The organism is Mesorhizobium sp. M4A.F.Ca.ET.020.02.1.1, from assembly GCF_004022645.1.
Classification (GTDB): Bacteria; Pseudomonadota; Alphaproteobacteria; order Rhizobiales; family Rhizobiaceae; genus Mesorhizobium.
In genome coordinates this window covers 1-3,678 of record NZ_RZOI01000620.1, presented here as the reverse complement: position 1 = coordinate 3,678, position 3,678 = coordinate 1, and the positions used below count along the sequence as shown (strand labels likewise).

Here is a 3,678-nt window from a genome sequence, read left to right as displayed (position 1 = left end):
TTGATGGAGATTGAAACCATGGCGCAGAAGACCATCGCGTTTTTCCCGGAAGCGGCCTTCGGGCCGGCGCTCAATTCCGTCGGCATCGCCCAGGCGGTCGAGGCGCGCGGCCACAGGGCGGTGTTCCTGTCCGACCCCGGATTTGTCGACGTCTACAAGGGCTACGGCTTCGAGGCGCACCCGGTGAACCTCTCCGAGCCGATGCCGCCGGAGCAGATGGCCAAGTTCTGGGAGGACTTCATCAACGGCCACATCCCGAATTTCCGCAAGTCGCCCTACGACCAGGTCGACAACTACGTGAAGGATTGCTGGACGGCGATCGTCGATAGCGCCAAATGGGCACAGAAGGATCTGGCCGGGGTGCTCGCGAAGATCAAGCCCGACGTCATCTCGGTCGACAACGTCATCCTGTTTCCCGCTATCAAGCAGTATGGCAAGCCCTGGGTGCGGGTCATCTCCTGCTCGGAAAACGAGATCGAGGACGAGGACATCCCGCCGCATCTTTCCGGCTGCGCCGAGGACGACCACGCCGGCCACAAGCGCTACCGCGACCATTTCAACGCGGTGATCAAGCCGATCCATGACGACTTCAACGCCTTCCTCGCCGCCAATGGCGAGGCGCCCTATCCGATCGGCCAGTTCTTCGAGGCCTCGCCCTACCTCAACCTGCTGCTCTATCCGCAGGCGGCGAAGTTCAACCGCCGGCATCCGCTCGACCCGGCGAAATTCCAGTATCTCGAGGGCTGCGTGCGGCAGGAGAAGCCCTACGCAATACCGACCTTTGCGAAGAACAATGACGGGCCGCTGCTCTACGTCTCCTTCGGCAGCCTGGGGGCCGGCGACGTCGACCTCCTGAAGCGCATCATCGCGGCGCTCGGCAAGACGCGCTACCGGGCGCTGGTCAATGTCGGCGGCTACAAGGACCAGTACACCGACGTGCCCGGCAACGTCATTGTCGACAGCTGGTTCCCGCAACCTTCGGTGATCCCGCAGGTCGATGCGGTGATCCACCATGGCGGCAACAACTCCTTCACCGAGTGCCTCTATTTCGGCAAGCCGGCGATCATCATGCCCTATGTCTGGGACGGTCACGACAATGCCACCCGCGTCGGCGAGATCGGCTGCGGCTTCGGCATGCCGCGCTATGACTGGAGCGATGCCGAGCTGATCGCGAAGATCGAGGCCTGCCTCACCGATCCGGCGATCAAGGCCAAGCTCGCCAGGGCATCGGCGCAGATGCAGTCGCAGAACGGCCCCGAGAAGGCTGCCGGGCTGCTGGAGCAGCTGCTGTGACCTCCTCCGCGCCGCACCTCCACCAGGCCTCGACCCGCGCCGATCTCGTCGACTGGGGCGCGCAGCCTGACGCGCTGGAGGGCGCTTCGCACTCGACCGGCAGGCTGGTGCACAAGGGTCCGAACAACCAGCCGGAATCTGGCATCTGGGTCTGCACGCCTGGACGCTGGCGGCTCAAGATCCCGCGCGACGAGCTCTGCCACTTCGTCTCAGGTCGCGCCACCTACAAATCCGACGACAGCGAGGTGATAGAGGTGACAGCCGGGACGGTGGTGCTGTTCCCGGCCGGCTGGAGCGGCGAATGCACCGTGCATAAGACCATGCGCAACATCTACATGCTGGCGTAACCGAGGAACTCGACATGCCGACACCGCACTGGCCAAAGGCCTCGACCGTGCAACTGGACGACTGGGGTGCCGGCGCCGACCCTATCGCCGGCTCGCCGCGTGCGTCGGGCAAGGTCCTGTTCCAGCACGCGGACGGATCGAGCGAATGCGGGCTTTGGTCGTGCACGCCCGGCACGCGCCACATCACCTTCGCGGTTGACGAATTCTGCCATTTCCTGTCGGGGCGCGGCACCTACATCCACGAGAATGGCGAGACGATCCCGGTCGAGGCCGGGACACTGGTCTTCTTCCCAGCCGGCTGGACCGGCACTTCTAAAATCACAGAAACGCTGACCAAGGCCTTCATGTGCCGGTAAGCACGCAACGAAATCCAGGATAAAATCGATGACCACGCCGACCATGCAATCGCCGCTCGCCATCACCGACCTCGTCGACTGGGGCGTCATCCCGACCATGATCGAGGGACAGTCCCACACCTCTGGCAAGCTCCTCTACAAGGGGCCGGAAGGCCGCTCGGAATGCGGGCTCTGGATCTGCACGCCGGGCAAATGGCACTGCCACGTCACCCGCGACGAGTTCTGCCACTTCCTCGAGGGACGCTGCACCTATGTGCATGAATCCGGCGAGGTGATCGAGATCGAACCCGACACGGCGGCGTTCTTCCCGCAGGACTGGAAGGGCGTCTGCACCGTGCATGAGACGATCAAGAAGGTCTACATGATCCGCTGAGCGGACCGGGAGGATCATTCCATGCAGTTCTCGCCCGACCGTCCGGTATACTTCGTCAATCCGGACTACCGGCCGACGACCGGTGCGCAAAAGCCGGTGATCGATCCGGCGACGCTCGAAACGGTGGGCACCATCGCCGCCGCCAGCGATGGTGAGATCGACGCCGCGTTGACCACCGCGACCGCAGCGCAGGCGGCATGGAAAAAACTCGACGCCAAGAGCCGCGCCAAACATTTGCACGCGGTGGCCAATGCCATCGAGGCGGCGGACTTCACCCGCTGCGCCGAGCTGATGGTGCGCGAGATGGGCAAGCCCTATCCGGAAGCGATTGGCGAGATCGCCAATTGCGCACCGATCTTCCGCTACTATGCCGAGATGGCGCGCGACGAGGCCGGCAAGGTCGCCGGCACGACGCAGGCGGGTTCCTTCCAGTACGCGCGCTACGAGCCCTACGGCGTCTCCGTCCACATCATGCCCTATAACTTCCCGATCCTGCTGATGTGCTGGACGGTGGCCGCCTCGCTCGCCGCCGGCAATGCCTGCGTCATCAAGCCTGCCGAGGCGACGACATTGTCGACGCTCGACTACATGACGGTGTTCCGTTCACTGCCCGAAGGCCTCGTCTCCTGCCTGCCCGGCGGCGCTGCGACGGCGCAGGCGCTGACCGGGTCCGACCGCACCCATACCGTCGCCTTCACCGGCTCGGTTGCCGCCGGCAAGGCCGTCGCGGTGGCGTGCGCCGAGCGCATGAAGCCTTGCGTCATCGAGGCCGGCGGCAGCGATCCGCTGATCATCTCGCAACACGCCCCACTCGACGTCGCGGCGGCCGGCTCCGTCACCGCCGCCTTCCACCTCACCGGCCAGGTCTGCACCTCGGCCGAGCGCTTCTTCGTCGTCGATGCCGTGCACGACCGCTTCGTCGATCTCTTCGCCGCAAAGACCCGCGCACTGAGGATCGGTAACGGCCTGGACAGGACCGAGATCGGCCCGCTGGTCAGCGAAGCCGCACGGGCCAAGGTGATGCGTCTGGTCGACGACGCGGTTCGCAACGGCGCGAAGGCGGTGACCGGCGGGTGCATTCCGCCGGCGCACAACACCGGCTGGTTCTACGAGCCGACGATCCTCACCGGCGTCACCCCGGACATGGCGATCGTGCGCGAGGAGTGTTTCGGGCCGGTCGCCGCCATCTGTCGCGTGAAGGATTTCGACGAGGCGATCAGGCTCGCCAACGATAGTCCCTTCGGCCTCGGCGCCTCGTGCGCTTCGGCGAGGTCGGTGGTGAACACCGAGGCGCCGAGGCCGAAGGGAC

The 3,678-nt window shown here is 65.1% G+C and carries 5 protein-coding genes; all 5 read left to right on the top strand.

The window, feature by feature from the left end; translation table 11 throughout:
- Positions 1-18 precede the first annotated feature (18 nt).
- Entirely contained in the window at positions 19-1,293 is a 1,275-nt protein-coding gene (locus EN742_RS27990; protein ID WP_126058180.1) for a glycosyltransferase, read from the top strand.
- Complete coding sequence (locus tag EN742_RS27985) at positions 1,290-1,640, top strand: cupin domain-containing protein (protein WP_127400143.1); 351 nt, start codon at positions 1,290-1,292, stop codon at positions 1,638-1,640. Before EN742_RS27990 ends, EN742_RS27985 begins: the two co-directional genes overlap by 4 nt.
- Before the next feature lie 14 nt (positions 1,641-1,654).
- The gene (locus tag EN742_RS27980) at positions 1,655-1,996 is read left to right on the top strand and encodes a cupin domain-containing protein (RefSeq protein WP_126058179.1); all 342 of its coding nucleotides are present in this window, start codon (positions 1,655-1,657) and stop codon (positions 1,994-1,996) included.
- A gap of 28 nt (positions 1,997-2,024) precedes the next feature.
- Complete coding sequence (locus tag EN742_RS27975; protein ID WP_126058178.1) at positions 2,025-2,369, top strand: cupin domain-containing protein; 345 nt, start codon at positions 2,025-2,027, stop codon at positions 2,367-2,369.
- Between the two features lie 21 nt (positions 2,370-2,390).
- Positions 2,391-3,678 (top strand): aldehyde dehydrogenase family protein (locus EN742_RS27970; RefSeq protein ID WP_148670307.1); only part of this gene is annotated, 1,288 nt, incomplete at its 3' end.

Excerpts from the sequence above, each read along its gene's own strand:
- EN742_RS27990 (WP_126058180.1), top strand. The coding sequence starts at position 19 with ATGGCGCAGAAGACCATCGCGTTTTTCCCGGAAGCGGCCTTCGGGCCG.
- EN742_RS27980 (WP_126058179.1), top strand. The coding sequence starts at position 1,655 with ATGCCGACACCGCACTGGCCAAAGGCCTCGACCGTGCAACTGGACGAC.
- EN742_RS27975 (WP_126058178.1), top strand. The coding sequence starts at position 2,025 with ATGACCACGCCGACCATGCAATCGCCGCTCGCCATCACCGACCTCGTC.